Source organism: Sphingopyxis sp. LC363 (assembly GCF_000756385.1).
In the GTDB taxonomy this organism is placed as follows: domain Bacteria; phylum Pseudomonadota; class Alphaproteobacteria; order Sphingomonadales; family Sphingomonadaceae; genus Sphingopyxis.
Window position 1 is genome coordinate 1 of sequence record NZ_JNFC01000047.1, and the last position, 16,112, is coordinate 16,112.

Here is a 16,112-nt window from a genome sequence, read left to right on the forward strand (position 1 = left end):
GGGAAATGCAAGGGGGTGGGGGGAGCGATAAACCCTTAAGCCGACGGGTTGGCCTAAGCGAGTAGCGACCTCAACTGGTTCTGGACAATCTCATTGATGCGCGTCTCGCGCCCCAATGGCCCTGCGGCCAAAGCTTCACAAATATCGTCATCGGTAAGCACGACGACGACTCCTTGCTGCGCCTTAAACGCATCGGTGCAGCGAGCTTCTGTTTTCTGCTTATCTGTGATCGATCTGCAAACCAAAATTCCGAACCTGCCTCGGCGGTTGTCAAACCTTCCGATAAGCTGATCTATCTCGGGGTTCTCCAAATCATCAGCATAGTTTTTGCACTCTATCATAACCTCGCGTGCAAGAAGGAAAGGGTCCGTTCTCAGCCGATGAAAAACTCCTTTGTCTGCTGAATTATCGAACGCGATATCTATCCTCTTTCTGCCATCGTTAATCGGCCGTTCCAGAACGGGATTTGTAAGAGACGGATAAAGCAAAAAATGGCTTAACCCCACGATCAAGGATTGGTAATCGTTTGCTGACCTATTTCCCGTCGGAATATTTCTTAATGCCTCTATAGATGAGTTAGAAAACTCCATCTCTCTGAAGTTTTTTCCTTGCGCATTTACAAGAGCATTGATGCTCATAGGATTATGCTTTAGCATAGCGTCACGGAACTTCCGATAAACATCGGGATGTTTTTGAGTAAAATCGACTATGCTATCTTTATTTCTAGGAATTTCTCTCTCAATGTCATGCTTGTAAACATGGGGAGTTGGCGGTGAGTTTTTTCTAGGAATAAAGGAAACCAGCTTCCCCATGGTGGAAAGCTCTCTATCTCTTACAAAGCTTGCGATAAATCCGTCGTAATATCTCCGTCCTAACTTAGTAAAATCATAGTGATATTTTACATACCACTTAGGGACTAGAAGGACTTTTTGCCCCTTGTAGAATGGGATATAGTCATGTTCTTCGTGCCAGCATCGATTTAAGCTATCCCACATAAGTCCGGTTGGATATTTATTTGGTATGTCAACTCCGTATAGAGCAAATTGATTTTGTGTGTAGGTTATCAAATGTTTTCTAATAATGTTGGCGGTTATATCGGAAACTTTGTCGGGTCCAATGCCGGGAATGAACATAAATGCGTCATTCAAATCTTGTATCATTCCCGATTGAATAGCTTTGCTTTTCAATATGGCGCGGAAAATCTGAGAGGCTTGCTCTTGGCCGATCCTCTTCCTCTCGGTTTCCCGTAAGAGAAGCCAAATTGAATCTCATCAGGTTCTTGCAGGCCTCGAAGAAGCTCCATGCCCATGGCCCAGTTTTTCTCTCCCGCAGCGTCCAACACGGCATCAAAAAACTCTTCAATGTCAGCAGCGCACTCGCGAGCGAATCCGCCCTTTCCTTCATGAAAAGCAGCTGGTTCTAGGAATAGCGGAGTATCGGATCCAACTTCGATATCTACGAAGTCTAGTTCTGCTTGAGTCTTTTTTAGCCCAAGAAACCGAGAGATTCTCTTCAATTTTATCTCTCCCCTTCAGAAAATTCGCCTTGATGTTAAATGCGGTGATACGGATTATTGTGTTCGGGTGCAATCGTCGTACGGCCACGGAGTAGGTCCTATTAACCTCTACAGCCATTCGAAATGGATTCGATTCCGCGAAGAGGTCATCAAGCTGGATGGCGGGCGGTGCGTACGCTGTTTTCGATCTCGTGCAGACGGTGTCGTGCTGCAAGTCCATCACAAAGGTTATGCGCCTAACCGCAAGCCGTGGGAATATGGGCACACCGAATGCGAAACGCTCTGCAAAGGCTGTCACGCCGAAGAGCATGGGATAATAATGCCTAAGAGTGGATGGATGCTGATCGGTTCTGACGATTTGGGCGATCTTTCTGGTGAGTGCGAATATTGCGGAACAGATTTGCGATATACCTACGCGATCATCCATCCGTCGTGGGGCGCAATGGTTGTTGGAACGGACTGCTGCGACAATCTCACAGGCACCATGCTCGCGAGCGAGCATCACGAGAAATATCTTAAAAAGATGGAACGACGAAAGCGTTTCGTATCTTCAAAGCGTTGGAAGAGAATTCGCAGCGGCGGCGAGTGGCTTATTCAAGAGGGCTTGAGTGTCTTCATTCTTCCCAGTGCCAACAAGTTTTTGATCAGAATGGGAAGCGTGGAAGGAGCCGCGCGATATGACAGTGCGATTGATGCCAAGCTCAAGGCTTTCGATTTCATCGAGTCGGGAGAAGCCACGGCGTTTTTCATCAAACGAGGTGAGCGTGAGCGACGGCGCTCTGATCAACAAAGCAAACGGGGCAAGTCAGCAGACGATTTCGCAAAGCTAATTGAGCAGGCCGGCTTGAGTGTTCCGCAAAGATTACCAACGGCCATTCGGCGAAAATAGAGCTTTCCTACATTATCCAAATAGGTTCAAAATCATTCCGAGTCATTCCAGGCGATTCGGGAGATGGAGCTATGGGACGTAAGGTGGTGCGGGGTTTGCGGGGGAAATCGGGAGAGACGGGCGGCGTGGGAGATCAGGCCCTCCCCGCTGCGACTAGCGGGCAAGCCCGCAAGTCTCGCACCCCCTCCCGCAAGCGGGAGGGGATAAAAGGGGGGCGGGAGGGGCCTAAGCACGCCAATCCCTTCATGCCCGGGCTGCGCATTCGCGAGGATGGGTGGACTGCGGCGCGGACGCGGACGTTTCTTGCCGTGCTCGCGCAGTCGGGGTGCGTCACCGATGCGGCGCGGGTCGCGGGGATGAGCCGCAAGTCGGTCAACGACGCGCGGCGGCGTTTCGAGGAATTCGATCGCGCCTGTTCGACCGCGCTGGCGCGCGCGCAGCGCGGGCTCACGGCGATCGCCTATGAACGCGCGGTGGTGGGGCGCGAGATGGTGGTGATCCGCGACGGCAAGGAGGTCGAGCGGCGGATCGTGCCGTCGGATTCGATGCTCGGGCTGCTGATCAAGCGCGGCGAGCTGGGAGAGGGCGGCGCGGCGGGAACGCTCTACCGACGCTATGACGGCGATGCGGTGATCAGCGCCGAGGAGCATCTGGCGGGCTGGCGCTTCGACGGCGGGGGAATCAAATATTTCCATCCGGGCAGCGCGATCGAGAAGCTGGCCGGCAAGCTCGACCGGATGCGCGCCGCGGCCGCCGCGGAGGAGGTGGAACGCGGTTGCTGCATGCGCTGCGGCCAGCCGGCGACGGGCGAGGCCGCCGCGCGGCTGGCGGCGGCGCGCGGCGAGAAGGCAGGCGGCAACGAAAGGGGCGAGGACGGGGCCGCTAACGATTGAGCGCGTCGTTGATCGTCGTGAAGATGGTTTCGAGATTGAGCCCGAGCGTCTGGAAGGCGATGATGCACGCGAGCGCGATCAGCGCGGCGATCAGCCCATATTCGATCGCGGTGGCGCCGCGCTGGTCCTTCAGCAATGTTCGTTCGCGCATCGCCCGTTCGCGCATCATCCGCTCGCCCTTCGCTCGTCATGGTCCCGCGCCGCGATAGGGCGGCGCGCATGGCGGGCGGGTTGACGAACAGGCTTAACGCGCGGGCAAGGCGGTGTTTTTCGCGGCGCGCCGCGCGCTCAGGCGGTGCCGCGGACGACGAGGTGGACGGGGATGCGCGTGCCGCTGCGCGTGCGTTCGTCATCCTCGAGCGCCATCGCGACGAGCGCCTCGCCCGCGGCGTCGAGGTCGGGCTCGAGCGTGGTGAGCGCGGGGTCGGCGAGGGTGCCGGCGCGGATGCCGTCGAAGCCGATCAGCGCGACGTCCTGCGGCACGCGGCGGCCGGCGTCCTTGAGGCCCTGCAGCACGCCCAGGGCGAGCATGTCGCTGGCGGCGAAGATCGCGTCGGTTTCGGGATGCGCCGCTAGCAAGGCCTGCACCGCGGCGACGCCCTGCGCGTGGCGGTCGGCGGCGGCGGGGGGCTCGGCGACGATCGGGGTGAGGCCGTGGAGGCCGAGCGCGGCGGTGAAGCCGTCGCGGCGCTCGTCGAACTGGCGCTGCGGCGACTGCTGCGGCCCGACGAAGGCGATGTGGCGGCGGCCGGTGGCGATAAAATGCTAGGCGGCGAGCTGGCCGCCGATGTCATTCTCGCTCCGCATCCAGTGGAAGGGACTGCCCGGGCTGCCCCAGCAGACGAAGTCGAGGCCCGACGCCTGCGCCTCGGCGAAATATTTCCACGCCGCGCGGTTGCTGGTGGTGCCGATGACGATCATCGCGTCGGCGAGCCCGCTGGCGACGAAATCGGCGCGGAAATTGTCTTCATTCTCCTGGAACGAGACGAGCAGGTTGAAGCCGCGCGCCGAGGTCGCGGCGGCGATGCTGCCGAGCAGCGCGAAATAGAAGGGGTTGATCGCGCTGCGGTCCTCGCCGGGGCGGCAGATGGTGACGAGCGCGATCGTCTCGCTGCTCTTGAGGCGCAGCGACGAGGCGTGGCGGTCGACGACATAGCCGAGCTCGCGTGCGGCGGCGGCGACGCGCGCGCGCGTTTCGGCGTTGACGCCGGGCGAGCCCCGGAGCGCGCGCGAGACGGTCGATTGCGACACGCCGGCGCGTTCGGCGACGTCGAACGATGTGGGACGCAGCATCTTTCCGTTCACCTCTGGCCTCTCCCCCTCGCGCCGTCTGTTGCCGCGCGGGCGGGGCTTGTCAATCGGCGAGGCCGTCGAGCGCGAGCAAGGCGAAGCTCGCGAGCCAGTGCTCGCCCATATAGTCGCCGGTGACGTGGGGGAGCGCGGCGGCGAGGTGGCGCTCGGCCGCGGCCTCGGCGACCGGGCTGGCGGGGTGCGCGGGGCCGAGCGCGGCGGCGATGGCGCGCCAGCTCCACGCGCGGCTGAGGTTGAGCCCGTCGAGGTGCGCGATCTTGCCGTCGCTGCGGTCGGAGACGGTGGCGGGGGTGAAGAGGGTGGCGGGTTGTTCGCTGGCGGCGCGGGGCAGGAAGGCGTCGAACCAGCGGGGGAAATCGACGCCGAGGACGGCGGTCATCAGATGCGCTTCGGTGAGCGCCGAGGAGAGGAATTCGTCGCCGCCGGGTTCCCACGCCTGACAGTCGCGGTCGGCCTCGAACCAGCCGCGGGCGCGGGCGTCGATGAGGGCGATGAGTGCGGGGTCGCGGCCTTCGGCCCAGTGGCGGGCGAGCAATAGCGCGAAGGCGATGTTGAAATGGGTGCCGACGCGCAAGGGATAGGTGAGCTTGGGCAGGAAGGCGTGGAAGCGCGCGGCGAAGGCCAGCGCGAGCGGCTCGAGCGCGGCGGCCCAGGGGGCGTCGTGCGCTTCGGCTTCGGCGTGGAGCGCGAGCAGCCACGCCCAGCCGTAGGGGCGCTCGAAGGCGGCCGAATAAGGGCGATCGAGGAAGGCGCGTTCGCCCGCGACCTTTTCGGGGACGAGCATGGTGTCGGCGCGCGCGCGGATTTGGGCGGCGACGGGCAGGTCGGGGAAGCGGCGCGCGAGGCGGAGGATCTGCCACCAGCCGTGGACGCAGCTGTGCCAGTCGAAGCTGCCGTGGAAGATCGGGTGATGTTCGCGCGGGGGCTTGGCGTCCTCGCGGCCGGTGAGGACGAGGTCCATCTTGTAGGGATATTCGCGGCCGAGGTGGGCGAGGGTGGCGGTCGCGAAGCGGGTGGCGTGAGTGGGGGTGAGGTGCATGGGGCCTTTCTATCCGTTCCCAGCGGGCGATGCGAGATGATCCTCCCCATCGCGAAGCGTTGGGGAGGTGGCAGCGGCGTAGCCGCTGACGGAGGGGTTTTTGCGCTAGTGTTGCTACCCCTCCACCACCGCTTCGCGGCGGTCCCCCTCCCCAACGCTTCGCGATGGGAAGGATCTTAGAAAGCGAAGAGCCAGATGAAGAGGATGTTCACCGCGAGCAGGGGGACCGCCGTCCCGATCTGCGCCTTGATCACGCCATAGGGGTTTTTGAGCTCGAGCAGCGCCGCGGGGACGAGGTTGAAGTTTGCCGCCATCGGGGTCATCAGCGTGCCGCAGAAGCCCGCGAGCATGCCGATCGCCGCGACCACCGCGGGGTCGCCGCCATATTGCTTGATCAGCAGGGGCATGCCGACCGCGGCGAGCATCACCGGGAAGGCGGCGAAGGCGTTGCCCATCACCATCGTGAAAAGCGCCATGCCGAGCCCGAAGGCGAGCGTCGCGCCGAACAGGCTGCCCTCCGGGATCGCGGTGCCGATGAGGTCGCCGACGACTTCGCCTACCCCCGCGAGCGCGAAGACTGCGCCGAGGCTGGCGAGCATCTGCGGCAGGATCGCCGCCCAGCCGACCGCGTCGAGCAGGCGGCGGCCCTGTTCGAGCGGGAGCAGCGGCGGGGGCTTGAGGCGCGCCATGCCGACGGCGAGCGCGATGAGCACGCCCAGCGCGAGCGAAATCAAGGTGGCTTGCTTGGGATCGGCGAGGCCCGGCACCCATTTGAAGAGGAAGGTGCCCGCGAGCGCGACCGCGGGGATGATCAGCGCGACGAGGAGCAGGAAATTGCCGTGCTTCGCGGCGCGCTGTGCCTGCACATCGGGCGGAACGTCGCCGCCGGGCGCGCGGCCGATCTGGCCGGTTCCGGCGATGGCCACCAGTGCGAGCACGAGCAGTCCGTTGCCGAAGTCGCCGAGCCGGTCGCCCGCGAGCATCGAGACGGCGAGCAGGCCCCAGAAGGCGGCGTTGCCGAAGCGTTTGGGGTTGGTGCGGTCACGAAGTCCGAGGAAGGCGAAGGCCGCGAAGGTCAGCCCGGCGAGAACATAGACGAAGCCGAGCGTGATCATGCGCTCGCCTCCTGCATCCTGTCCTGTTGCGCCATCCGCTTTTCGAGACGGCGGAGACGCAGGCCGTGGATGATGAAGGCGGCGATCGCGGTCGGGATCGCCCAGAGCGAGAAATGCAGCGGCTCGATGACATAGCCATAGCCTTCGAGCACGCCCTTCATCAGCAGGATCGAGCCGATCGCGAGAAAGATATCCTCGCCGAAGAAGAGGCCGACATTGTCGGTCGCGGCGGCGAAGGCCTTGACCTCCTCGCGCTGGTCGCCCGAGAGCGCGGCGTTCTTCGCCTCGGCGGCGGCTTCGGCCATGGGCGCGACGAGCGGGCGGACCGTCTGCGGATGGCCCGCGACCGAGGTGAGACCGACCGCGGCCATCGCCTGTCGCAGCAAGAGGTAGGAGGTGAGCAGGCGGCCGAGCGTTGCGCCCTTCATGCGGCCGATCAGGCTGCGGGCGTGCTGTTGCAGGCCGTAAGCTTCGAGCAGGCCGATCACGGGGAGGACGATCCAGACGATCGAGACATAGCGCGTGTCGTTGAACGCCTTGCCGAAGGCGGCGACGATCGCGGCGATGTCGAGCCCAGCGGCGAGCCCGGTCGCGAGCGCCGAGGCCATGATCACGAGCAGCGGATTGAAGCGGAGCAGGAAGCCCGCGATGATGATGAGGATGCCGATCAGGACGAGCATGGCCGGTTCCCTACTTCGTCATTCCCGCGAAGGCGGGAATCCAGCTTTGCGAGGGCTGGTGCATCCATCGACGTTGACAGCTGGATCCCCGCCTTCGCGGGGATGACGAAATATGGGGCGGTGTTGAAAAGTGGGGCGGGGTCGAAAAGGGTTCACGCGGAGGCGCGGAGGCGCGGAGAGAATATCCCAAAACCGTTTGTGCTGAGCTTGTCGAAGCACTGTTCTTCTTTTCGACGTCACAAGAAAAAGAACGGCCCTTCGACAAGCTCAGGGCGAATGGTTCTAATGTTTCAATCTTCTCTCCGCGTCTCCGCGTCTCCGCGTGAACCTTTTTCATTCGTGCTCGTCCCCTGCTTCCCCATAGCCCCCGCCGCCGGGCGTTTCGATTACGAAGGCATCGCCCGCTTCGAGATCCGCGCTGCCGGTGGCGCCCAGCATTTCGACCCGTCCGTCCGCGCGCTCGACCCAGTTGCGGCCGGGTGCGGCGTCGGCGCCGCCCGCGAGACCCTTTGGCGCGATCTTGCGGCGATTGGCGAGGATGTTCGCGGTCATGGGTTCGCGGAAGCGGACGCGTCGGGTGGCGCCGTCGCCGCCGTGCCAGCGGCCCGCGCCGCCCGAGCCTTTGCGGATCGCGAACTCTTCGACAATGACGGGGAAGCGGGTTTCCATGACTTCGGGGTCGGTCATTCGGCTGTTGGTCATATGGGTCTGGATCACGGCTGTGCCGTCGAAACCGGGACCGGCGCCCGATCCGCCGGCGATCGTCTCATAATATTGGTGGCGCTCGTTCCCGAAGGTGAAATTGTTCATCGTGCCCTGCGCGGGGGCCATCGCGCCGAAGGCGGCGAAGAGCGCGTCGGTGATGACCTGGCTCGTCTCGACATTGCCCGCGACGACCGCGGCGGGATAGCGCGGGCTGAGCATCGAATCTTCGGGGACGATCAATGTCACCGGGGCGAGGCAGCCCTCGTTCATCGGGATCGGGTCGTCGAGCATCGTGCGCAGGACATAGAGGACGGCGGCGCGGACGACGGGCAGCGGCGCGTTGAAATTGTCGGGGAGGGTGGCGCTGGAGCCGGTGAAGTCGATGGTGACGTTGCGGGCTTTACGGTCGACCTTCACGGCGACCGCGACCTCGGCGCCGTTGTCCATCGCGTAGCGGAAGTGGCCGTTCTCGAGACGCGCGATCAGCTGGCGGACGGCGGCTTCGGCCTGGCGCTGGCCGTGCGCCATATAGGCGGCGACGGTCGCGGCGCCGTGCGTTGCGGAAAGGTCGGCGAGCGCGCTCGCGCCGCGTTGGCAGGCGGCGACCTGCGCTTTGAGGTCGGCGATGTTGAGCGCGGGGTTGCGTGCGGGCCATTCGCTTGTCGTGAGGTGCGCGTGGACATCGGCGTCGAGGAAATGGCCGTCGTCGACGATCAGCCTGTTGTCGAAGAGGATGCCTTCGTCGGCGATGCTCCTGCTGTCGGGGGGCATCGAGCCGGGGGCGATGCCGCCGAGGTCGGCGTGATGGCCGCGTGCGGCGACGAAGAAGCTTGGCGTGTCGCCTTCAACGAAAACCGGCATGATGACGGTGATGTCGGGGAGGTGGGTGCCGCCGTCATAAGGGGCGTTGAGCGCATAGGCGTCGCCCGGGCGGATGCCGCGGCCGTCGCGCGGCCGACCGTCGGCGCCGGGACCGCGCTGGCGCAGGATGGTGCGGACGCTTTCGCCCATCGATCCCAAGTGAACGGGCATGTGCGGGGCGTTGGCGACGAGACTGCCCGCGCCGTCGAAGATCGCGCAGGAGAAATCGAGCCGCTCGCGGATGTTGATCGACGAGGCGCTGTGCTGGAGCGCGCCGCCCATTTCCTCGGCGATCGCCATGAACAGGCTGTTGAAGATTTCGAGGCGGATCGGGTCTGGTGCTTCTTCACCCCTCCCCTTCAGGGGAGGGGCTGGGGGTGGGGTGTCGCGGCCATGCGCAAGGTCGATAGACCCCACCCCGAACCTCTCCCCTGAAGGGGAGGGGCTTATCTGGCTTTTGGATAGGCGCAGCGTCCCTTCCTGCTCGACCGATGCGGTCCAGCCGGGTTCGACGATGGTGGTCGAGAGCGCGTCGATGACGATCGCGGGGCCGGCGATGGTGCGGCCGGTGGCGAGGGCGCTGCGCTGGTAGAGCGGGACGGCGTGCGATACGCCGGCGAGCCAGACGGTGACGGTTTCGGGTTCGGTTTCGGCGGTCGGTGCGGGGGGGGGCAGGCTGGCAGGAGCGTCGCCCGCCTCGGTGAGTTCGACGCGGATGCGGTCGACGACGAGATCGGCGTGCGGGGCATAGCCGAAGCGCTGGCGGAAGGCGGCGGCGAAGGCCTGCCTGACGTCGGCGGGCGGCGCGAGGGGGAGTTCGATCGCATTGTCGCTGTCGGCGAGACGGACGAAGAGCAGGGTTTCGCGGGCGGTTTCGGCGCTCTCGGAGAGATCGGCGCGGGCCTGTTCGGCGAGTTCGGCTTCGGCGGCGGCGAGGGCGGCGGCGCAATCACCGTCGAGTTTGAGCGCGAGCGTGCGCTCGCGGATCGCCGAGGGCTTGGCGAGGCCCATGCCATAGGCCGAGAGGACGCCCGCGAGCGGATGGAGCAGGATTTCGTCGATCCCGAGCGCGTCGGCGACGAGGCAGACATGCTGGCCCGCGGCGCCGCCGAAGCCGACGAGGCTGTAGCCTTGGGTGACGTCGTGCCCGCGCGCGACGGTGATGCGCTTGATCGCGTTCGCCATCTGCTGAACCGCTATGGCGAGCAGGCCTTCGGCGAGGGCTTCGGGGGTGATGTTTCCGACCTCGGCGGCCATCGCGGCGAATTTCCGTACCACGACGTCGCGATCGAGCGGCTGGTCGCCTGCGGGTCCGAAGAGTTTGGGGAAATGATCGGGCTGGATCTTGCCGAGCAGGACGTTGCAGTCGGTGACGGTGAGCGGGCCGCCGCGGCCATAGGCGGCGGGGCCGGGGTTGGCGCCCGCGCTTTCGGGGCCGACGAGGAGGCGCGCGCCGTCCCAGCGGCAGATCGAGCCACCGCCGGCGGCGACGGTGTGGATGCGCAGCATCGGGGCGCGGATGCGCGTGCCCGCGACGATGGTCTCGTTATCGCGTTCGAGGCGGCCGGCATAATGGCTGACGTCGGTCGAGGTGCCGCCCATGTCGAAGCCGATGAGCCGCGTCTTGCCTAAGGGCGCGGCGCTGCCGACCATGCCGACGATGCCGCCCGCGGGGCCCGAGAGGATCGCGTCGCGGCCGTGAAAGGCGCTCGCGGACGCGAGGCCGCCCGAGCTTTTCATGAATTGCGGGTCGATGCCCTCTCCGAGCTGCGCGACGAACTGATCGACATAGTGGCGCAGCACGGGCGAGAGATAGGCGTCGGCGAGCGTCGTATCGCCGCGCCCGACGAGCTTGATCAGCGCGCTGACCTCGTGGCTGGTCGAGATTTGGGTGAAGCCGATCTCGCGCGCGATGTCGGCGAGGCGCAATTCGTGCGCCGGGTGGGCGTAGCCGTGCATCAGGACGATGGCGATGCTGGAAAGGCCGCGGTCGCGCGCGGCGGCGAGCGCGACGCGCGCGGCCTCCTCGTCGAGCCGGGTCAGCACTTCGCCGTCGGGGGCGATGCGCTCGGCGATCTCCGCGACTTCGGCATGGGGCGGCGCGATGCGGTCGAGGCGGCGCGCGAACAGCTCGGGGCGGTCCTGATAGCCGATCGTCAGCGCGTCGCCGAAGCCGCGCGTGATCGCGAGCAGGGTCGCCTCGCCCTTGCGTTCGAGCAGTGCGTTGGTCGCGACGGTCGAGCCCATGCGGATCGCGAGCGGGGGCAGCGCGCCGTCCCCTGCGCCGGTGAGGTCGCGGATCGCGCCCACCGCGGCGTCGCCGGGGCGTGCGGGATCCTCGGAGAGATATTTGGTCGTGACGACGGCGCCGTCGGGGCGGCGCGCGACGACATCGGTGAAGGTGCCGCCGCGGTCGATCCAGATTTGCCAGAGGGGGCCGGGACCCATGTCGTCAGTCGGGGGTGCCATATTCGGGCCAGCGAATGACGATGGCGAGGCGATTGTCAACCGCGGTGCGGGTCCAGCTGCCCTTCAATTGCCGCTCGATCAAGGTGCGGATGAACTGGGTGCCGAAACTTTCGCTTTCGATATGCGGGGTTTCGGCGAGGTCGCTTTCGATCCAGTCGAGTTCGATCTCGCCATCGTCGCGGTGCCAGCCGACCGAAAGATGTCCCTTGCCCGCGAGCGCGCCATATTTGATGCTGTTGGTGACGAATTCGTGGATCGCGAGCGAGATCGCCTGCGCCCCCTCGTCGTCGAGGCGGACGTCGGGCCCGGCGATGGCGGCAAGCTGTTCGGCGGATACGCCCGCAAGATCGAGTTCGCGGTGAACGATCTGGCGAAGATCGACGCTGTCGAGCGCGCCGGTGACGAGCATCTGCTTCGCGTCGGACAGCGCGCGCATGCGGCCGTCGAAGCGCGTCTCGAAATCCTCGAGGCTGGTCGATTCGCGCAAGGTGATGCGCGCGAGCGCGCCGATGCGCGCGAAGGCGTTTTTCATCCGATGCGCCATTTCGCCGATCATCAGTTCGCGGTCGGCGGCGCGGAGCGCCTGTTCGTCGGCGAGCGCCTGGAACGCGCCGACGCGGCGTTGCTGGAGGCGGTGGAGCTGCATCGCGAGCAGCATGATCGCGAAGCCGAAGAGGAAGATGGCGAAGGGCCGCCCGATCCGTTCGAGCAGCCGGCCGTAGGAAATGCGCATCGTCCATTGCCGGTCGGCGACGCGGAGTTTCTGTTCGTGCGTGTCCCAGCCCATCGTGCCGTGGCGGAAGACGAGCGGCGCCGACGGGCCTTCGCCGGCATAGATTTCGAGCCCCGCGATCGTGTCGAGCTGCGACCCGAGCACCGCGGTCATCAGGTCGTTGGTGCGGAAAGGCGCATAGACGAAGGCCTCGATCGGCCGCGCGTTCGGCGCGGTGGCGAAGACCGGCGGCGGCGACGCCTCGCCGGGCGGCTGCGCGCCGCCGGGCGCGGTGCGGCCGGCATAGATGGGGACGTAGATCAGGAAGCCGGGCTGCCGCCGCGCGACGCCCTTTTCCTGAACGAGCTGGACGATGCCGCTCGCCGCGGGCTGGCCGGTCTGCCACGCGCGGCGCATCGCCTCGCGCCGGATGCGTTCGCTGTACATGTCATAGCCGAGCGCATTGTGGCGGCGCGGCGTATAAGGTTCGACGAGTATGATCGGAAAGCCGATCGGCTGGCTGGTCGCGGGCCAGACGGATATGTCGCGCCCGTAATTCTGGCGCAGCATCGCCTCGGCCGCCGCCGGCGTTCCCTGCCGCATCGCCACCGCGATGCCGATCCCTTCCATCCCCGGTGCGTGCACCTGCGGCCGCAGCGACGCGAGATAGGCGCGAATGCCCGGCCCGCTCGACTGGCTGTCCGACTGATAGAGGGCGCGCACGCCTTCGAGCACCGCGATATGATCGCGCAGCCGCATGTTGACCTGTATCGCGACGCGGTCGGCGCGGTCGGCTTCCTCGCCGCGATTGTAAAGAAAGCTTGCACCCGCCGCGAGCAGCGTGGCGACCAATATCACAAGACCCACGAAGCGGGCGGAGAGCGCCAGCAGCCGATCTGCCCACAACGAAGGGCGCATCTGTTCATCCTGCCTGATGGCTGCCGCGGCAGCGCCCCCCTCTGCCGCCCGATGTTCCATGCCGCGCCGTCCTTGGCAAGTTTATTTCGCGCGCATGCGGCAGCGATGGGCGGGTTGCGATCCGCAACCTTTCGCATATGGTGGCGCGAAGAAAAGGAGAGACGCGATGATCATTTACGGGTCGGTGGTATCGCCGTTCGTGCGCAAGCTGCTCGGCTATCTGGGCGAAAAAGGGATCGAATTCGAGTTGAAGGGCGTCGGCATCGGCGATCCCGACCCCGGCTTTCGGGCCGCCTCGCCGCTCGGCAAGATGCCGGCGATGGACGATAGCGGCTTCCTGCTCGCCGATTCGAGCGCGATCATCCAATATGTCGAAGCGAAATATCCCGAACCCGCGCTGATCCCCGCCGACCCGCAGGAGCGCGGGCGCGTGATCTGGTGGGAAGAGTTCGCCGACACGGTGTTCGCGGCGTGCAGCGGCAAGATATTCTTCAACCGCATCGTCGCGCCCAAATTCCTCGGCCGCGAGGGCGATCTCGCTGCGGCGGCGCAGGCCGAGAGCGAGGAATTGCCGAAGCTGCTCGCCTATCTGGAAAGCGCGATCCCGGCGTCGGGTTATCTGGTCGGCGACCGGCTGACGCTCGCCGACCTGGCGGTCGCGTCGCCGCTGATGAATTTCCGCCATTGCGGCGCGGGCGTCGATGCGGCGGCGTACCCCAAGATCGCGGCGTGGAGCGAGGCGATCTTGTCGCGGCCGAGCATGGCGCCGTGGATCGCCAAGGAAGAGCGGCTGATCGAGCGCGTGCTGGCGGGCTGAGGTTGGCCGAAGGGCGGGGGGCGGCAGCTGCCCACAAAATCCTCCCCATCGATTTGCGATGGGAGGTGGCAGCCCGCAAGGCTGACGGAGGGGTGCGAGCGAAGCGAGCGCGCTACGCGCGCGACCCCTCCACCACCGCTTCGCGGCGGTCCCCCTCCCCATCGCAAGTCGATGGGGAGGATCTTAGCGTCCGCTCCCCGCTCAAAACCGTCTTGGGCGCCCGTCATCCCGCACCCAACTCGACCACCCGTTGCACCCCGATCGCATCGAGGAACGCGCGGTCGTGGCTGACCACCAGCAGCGCGCCGTCATAGGCGGCGAGGCCGGTTTCGACGGCGGTGAGCGATTCGATGTCGAGATGGTTGCCGGGTTCGTCGAGGATCAGCAATTGCGGCGGGTGCGGCGCGCCGAGGACGCAGGCGAGGCCGGCGCGGAGCATCTGGCCGCCGCTGAGTGTCCCGGCGATGCGGTCGGCGGCGTCGGCGCGAAAGCGGAAGCGCGCGAGCGCGGCGCGGCACTGGTTGTTCGTCGTCCCCGGGTTGAGCGCAAGGAAATTGTCGGCGATCGAAAGCGCGGGATCGAGCAGGGCGACGCGCTGGTCGAACAGCGCGAACGGAACGCCGACGCGCAGCTCGCCCGACCAGGGGGCGAGCGTTCCGGCGATCAGCGCGAGCAGCGTCGATTTGCCCGAACCATTGGGGCCCGCGATCGCGACGCGCTCAGGGCCGGTGAGCGTGAGCGACAGGCCTTCGATGACCGGCCGGCCTTCGACATAGCCCGCGCTGATCCGGTCGAGCGCGAGGACGGTGCGCGAGGCGGGGAGCCCGGTCGAGGGCAGCGCGACCGCGAGCGGATCGACGACCTCGATCTTGCCGCGCGCGGCGTCGCGTGCCTGCTCGGCGTCGGCGCGCTGGCGTTCGGCGAGGCGCCGGTTCGCGCCGACGCTTTCCTCGGCGCGGCGCTTGAGCGTCCCGAGCAGGATCGCGGGCTCGTCGCCGCGCGCCGCCTTGCGCCGGCCGCCGGCGTCGCGGCGCGCCTGCCGTTCTGCGGTGACCTGCGCCTGGCGCCGCACCCGGCCGAGTTCCTTTTCGGCACCTGCGAGTTCGGCTTCGACCGCCGCCTGTTCGATGTCCTTGCGCGCGCGATAGGCGCTCCAGCCGCCGCCGTAGCGCGTCGCGCCGAGGCTGGTGAGCTCGACGATCGCGTCCATCTCCTCGAGCAATTCGCGGTCGTGGCTGACGATGATCGCGCCGCCGCGCCAGCCGGCGAGGAGGCCCCGCACCGCCTTGCGGCCGTCGCGGTCGAGATTGTTGGTGGGTTCGTCGAGCAGCAGGAAGTCGGGCGCGGCGAACATCGCGCCGGCGAGCGCGGCGCGGGTGCGCTGACCGCCCGACAGCGCCGCGAGCGGCGTGTCGGCGGCGAGCGGCAGGCCGACGCCCGCCAACGCCGCATCGATTCGCGCGTCGAGCGTCCAGTCGGCGTCGGCGATCTCCTCGACGCTCACTTCGCCCGCTTCGGCCCTGCGCAGCAGTGCGAGCGCGGCGCGCGCGCCGAACAGGTCGGCGATGCTTTCGTGCGCCGCGACCTGCACCGTCTGGCTTAGCATCGCGATGCTGCCATTTATCGCGATGCTGCCGGTGACGGGCGCAAGCTCGCCGGTCAGCAGGCGCAGCAGTGTCGATTTGCCGACGCCGTTGCGGCCGACGACGCCGACCCGCTCGCGCTGGAAATGGAGATCGAGGCCCGAAAGGACGGCGCGGCCGTCAGGCGTGGACCAGCCGAGGTTGGCGATGGTGATCGAGGGAGAAACGGGAGACATGAACAAGGACTTTCCTGGCGGCAAGGCGGGGCGGCGTTGCGGTCAGATTGTCGTTCATGGCGTGGAGACTCCGGTGCGAATGAGGGAGTTATGTAGGGAGGCGGGGGGACGGATGCAAATTCGTCTTCGTGGGATATCCGGTTTCGGCGGGTAGCGGTCCATCTTACATCGTCACGCCGGACTTGATCCGGGGTCCTCGACTTCAGCGCTGCGATGGATCCCGGATCAAGTCCGGGATGACGAAGGGCAGGTAGCGACCGGTTGCGGCCATTGAGAGAAGAAAGCCCCTCCCCTTCAGGGGAGGGGTTGGGGGTGGGGTCTATCGGCCTTGCGCAAGGCCGATAGACCCCACCCCACTACGACTAGGC

Annotated in this window: 14 protein-coding genes; 3 read left to right on the top strand and 11 right to left on the bottom strand. The window is 65.8% G+C overall.

The annotated features are described in order from the left end of the window. Positions 1-53: 53 nt before the first annotated feature. On the bottom strand, positions 54-1,187 hold the full coding sequence (locus tag FG95_RS20615; RefSeq protein ID WP_152567688.1) for a restriction endonuclease: 1,134 nt from the start codon (positions 1,185-1,187) through the stop codon (positions 54-56). After that, positions 1,184-1,516 carry a hypothetical protein gene (locus FG95_RS20620; RefSeq protein ID WP_152567689.1) on the bottom strand — a complete coding sequence of 111 codons (333 nt, stop codon included), beginning with the start codon at positions 1,514-1,516 and terminating at the stop codon, positions 1,184-1,186. Before FG95_RS20620 ends, FG95_RS20615 begins: the two co-directional genes overlap by 4 nt. 337 nt (positions 1,517-1,853) lie before the next feature. Here FG95_RS20620 and FG95_RS16250 point away from each other — a divergent pair, with 337 nt between their 5' ends. Together FG95_RS16250 and FG95_RS16255 are read left to right on the top strand one after the other, a co-directional pair. Further along, positions 1,854-2,405 (top strand): hypothetical protein, encoded by a 552-nt coding sequence (locus tag FG95_RS16250; protein ID WP_152567690.1) that lies wholly within the window; start codon positions 1,854-1,856, stop codon positions 2,403-2,405. 245 nt (positions 2,406-2,650) lie between these two features. Then, positions 2,651-3,298 (top strand): hypothetical protein, encoded by a 648-nt coding sequence (locus tag FG95_RS16255; protein ID WP_037557237.1) that lies wholly within the window; start codon positions 2,651-2,653, stop codon positions 3,296-3,298. Here the strand turns inward: FG95_RS16255 and FG95_RS16260 are convergent. The 8 genes from FG95_RS16260 to FG95_RS16290 form a co-directional block, all read right to left on the bottom strand. Beyond that, positions 3,288-3,467, bottom strand: coding sequence for a Flp family type IVb pilin (locus FG95_RS16260; protein WP_037557238.1), 180 nt, complete (start codon positions 3,465-3,467; stop codon positions 3,288-3,290). The two genes, FG95_RS16255 and FG95_RS16260, sit on opposite strands and share 11 nt — an antisense overlap. A 119-nt stretch (positions 3,468-3,586) precedes the next feature. Beyond that, positions 3,587-4,057 carry a substrate-binding domain-containing protein gene (locus tag FG95_RS21145; protein ID WP_268746865.1) on the bottom strand — a complete coding sequence of 157 codons (471 nt, stop codon included), beginning with the start codon at positions 4,055-4,057 and terminating at the stop codon, positions 3,587-3,589. Between the two features lie 6 nt (positions 4,058-4,063). Next, on the bottom strand, positions 4,064-4,591 hold the full coding sequence (locus tag FG95_RS21150) for a LacI family DNA-binding transcriptional regulator (protein WP_235211598.1): 528 nt from the start codon (positions 4,589-4,591) through the stop codon (positions 4,064-4,066). 61 nt (positions 4,592-4,652) lie between these two features. Beyond that, positions 4,653-5,648, bottom strand: a complete 996-nt coding sequence (locus FG95_RS16270; protein WP_037557240.1) for a DUF2891 domain-containing protein — start codon at positions 5,646-5,648, stop codon at positions 4,653-4,655. A 176-nt stretch (positions 5,649-5,824) separates the two neighbouring features. Further along, positions 5,825-6,763, bottom strand: a complete 939-nt coding sequence (locus FG95_RS16275; RefSeq protein ID WP_037557241.1) for a DUF979 domain-containing protein — start codon at positions 6,761-6,763, stop codon at positions 5,825-5,827. Next, positions 6,760-7,443, bottom strand: coding sequence for a DUF969 domain-containing protein (locus FG95_RS16280; RefSeq protein ID WP_037557243.1), 684 nt, complete (start codon positions 7,441-7,443; stop codon positions 6,760-6,762). The genes FG95_RS16275 and FG95_RS16280 overlap by 4 nt, the downstream gene beginning before the upstream one ends. Before the next feature lie 333 nt (positions 7,444-7,776). Further along, positions 7,777-11,478, bottom strand: coding sequence for a hydantoinase B/oxoprolinase family protein (locus tag FG95_RS16285; RefSeq protein ID WP_052182453.1), 3,702 nt, complete (start codon positions 11,476-11,478; stop codon positions 7,777-7,779). Further along, on the bottom strand, positions 11,462-13,108 hold the full coding sequence (locus FG95_RS16290) for a CHASE domain-containing protein (RefSeq protein WP_037557248.1): 1,647 nt from the start codon (positions 13,106-13,108) through the stop codon (positions 11,462-11,464). Before FG95_RS16290 ends, FG95_RS16285 begins: the two co-directional genes overlap by 17 nt. Positions 13,109-13,274: 166 nt before the next feature. On the opposite strand from FG95_RS16290, the gene FG95_RS16295 reads away from it, so the two are divergent. Further along, positions 13,275-13,925, top strand: coding sequence for a glutathione S-transferase family protein (locus tag FG95_RS16295; RefSeq protein ID WP_037557245.1), 651 nt, complete (start codon positions 13,275-13,277; stop codon positions 13,923-13,925). Between the two features lie 223 nt (positions 13,926-14,148). On the opposite strand, the gene FG95_RS16300 is transcribed toward FG95_RS16295, so the two are convergent. Continuing rightward, the gene (locus tag FG95_RS16300) at positions 14,149-15,744 is read right to left on the bottom strand and encodes an ABC-F family ATP-binding cassette domain-containing protein (RefSeq protein ID WP_037557247.1); all 1,596 of its coding nucleotides are present in this window, start codon (positions 15,742-15,744) and stop codon (positions 14,149-14,151) included. Between the last annotated feature and the right edge of the window lie 368 nt (positions 15,745-16,112).

What these genes read in the sequence shown, in the direction of transcription:
- FG95_RS16250 (WP_152567690.1), top strand. Translation starts at nt 1,854, where the DNA reads ATGCTGATCGGTTCTGACGATTTGGGCGATCTTTCTGGTGAGTGCGAA.
- FG95_RS16255 (WP_037557237.1), top strand. Translation starts at nt 2,651, where the DNA reads ATGCCCGGGCTGCGCATTCGCGAGGATGGGTGGACTGCGGCGCGGACG.
- FG95_RS16260 (WP_037557238.1), bottom strand. Translation starts at nt 3,467, where the DNA reads ATGATGCGCGAACGGGCGATGCGCGAACGAACATTGCTGAAGGACCAG.
- FG95_RS21150 (WP_235211598.1), bottom strand. Translation starts at nt 4,591, where the DNA reads ATGCTGCGTCCCACATCGTTCGACGTCGCCGAACGCGCCGGCGTGTCG.
- FG95_RS16270 (WP_037557240.1), bottom strand. Translation starts at nt 5,648, where the DNA reads ATGCACCTCACCCCCACTCACGCCACCCGCTTCGCGACCGCCACCCTC.
- FG95_RS16275 (WP_037557241.1), bottom strand. Translation starts at nt 6,763, where the DNA reads ATGATCACGCTCGGCTTCGTCTATGTTCTCGCCGGGCTGACCTTCGCG.
- FG95_RS16280 (WP_037557243.1), bottom strand. Translation starts at nt 7,443, where the DNA reads ATGCTCGTCCTGATCGGCATCCTCATCATCATCGCGGGCTTCCTGCTC.
- FG95_RS16285 (WP_052182453.1), bottom strand. Translation starts at nt 11,478, where the DNA reads ATGGCACCCCCGACTGACGACATGGGTCCCGGCCCCCTCTGGCAAATC.
- FG95_RS16290 (WP_037557248.1), bottom strand. Translation starts at nt 13,108, where the DNA reads ATGCGCCCTTCGTTGTGGGCAGATCGGCTGCTGGCGCTCTCCGCCCGC.
- FG95_RS16295 (WP_037557245.1), top strand. Translation starts at nt 13,275, where the DNA reads ATGATCATTTACGGGTCGGTGGTATCGCCGTTCGTGCGCAAGCTGCTC.
- FG95_RS16300 (WP_037557247.1), bottom strand. Translation starts at nt 15,744, where the DNA reads ATGTCTCCCGTTTCTCCCTCGATCACCATCGCCAACCTCGGCTGGTCC.